This is a genomic window from Microbacterium sp. BF1 (genome assembly GCF_019279095.1).
Classification (GTDB): Bacteria; Actinomycetota; Actinomycetes; order Actinomycetales; family Microbacteriaceae; genus Microbacterium; species Microbacterium maritypicum.
On the sequence record NZ_JAGYWT010000651.1, the window covers coordinates 1 to 1148 of the forward strand.

General features: G+C 69.0%; 1 protein-coding gene and 1 pseudogene. Both read right to left on the bottom strand.

Going from position 1 to position 1148, the window contains the following annotated elements:
• Positions 1–931 (bottom strand): MoxR family ATPase (locus KZA10_RS15735; protein ID WP_218683353.1); only part of this gene is annotated, 931 nt, incomplete at its 3' end.
• Positions 928–1148, bottom strand: a pseudogene (locus tag KZA10_RS15740) (hypothetical protein); the annotation flags it as partial. The gene KZA10_RS15735 and the pseudogene KZA10_RS15740, both read right to left, overlap by 4 nt.

Below are 1148 nucleotides of genomic sequence, written 5' to 3' on the forward strand. Positions count from 1 at the left end.
CGACCACCGCGGCCACGACAGTCCGGGGGTCGATTCCCTGTGCCCACGCCTGAGGCGTGAGCGTGAGGCGGTGCGCGAGCGCCGCCTCCGCGATGCGTTTGATGTCGTCTGGACGGACGAAGTCTCGTCCGTCCAGCGCCGCGAGTGCGCGACCGAGCAGCACGAGAGACTGCGATCCGCGCGGCGAGGCTCCGACGGCGACATGCGTCGCCTCCCGCGTGGACTTCGTCAGCTCCACGCAGTACCTGGCGACATCGGCGTCGACATGGATCCTCTCGACGGCTGCTTGGATAGCGAGGAGACCTGCCGCGTCGACGACGGAATCGACGGACGCATCGGGACTCTGTCGGCGGACGCGGTCGAGGATGATGCGCGTCTCGTCCTCCAGTGCGGGGTAGCCGACGGCGAGGCGCACCATGAAGCGGTCGAGTTGCGCCTCGGGAAGCGCGTACGTCCCCTCGTACTCGATGGGGTTCGACGTCGCGATCACGTGGAACGGCAGTGGGAGCGGGAAGCTGTTCCCCTCGACGGTGACCTGATGCTCCGCCATGGCCTCCAGCATCGCCGACTGGGTCTTGGGTGTCGTGCGGTTCACCTCGTCGGCGAGGAGCAGCCCGGTGAAGATCGGCCCGGGCCGGAACACGAAGTCGCCGGTGGCCGGCGCGTAGACGTACGAGCCGGTGACATCCCCGGGGAGCATGTCCGGAGTGCACTGCAGGCGACGGAAGTCGAGGCCGAGCGCCGACGCCAGACTCCGTGCGGCGAGCGTCTTCCCCAACCCCGGAACATCCTCGAAGAGCACATGTCCACCCGCGAGGATCGCAGCGAGGGCGATCGTGAGGGGCTCGTCCATCCCGACGACGGCGCCGCGGACGCTGTTGAGCACTCGACGCCCGGTCTCGGCGATCTGGGTGGTCTCCTGGCTGCTCATCCGGTCTCCTCCGTGTCGTTCGGGATTCGTTCGATCGCGTCGAGCACGATCTCGATGTCGGTGCGCTGCACTTCGCGACGGTGCAGGGCGTCGCGCACCCCCTCACCGAGGAGGGCGTCGATGCGAGCGTGCTGCGTGGGGTCGTCGAGGTCGAGCCCACGCACGGCGAGGCGTCTTCTCAGCACGCCCTGCACCCGGCGCACGACGACGTGGCCGG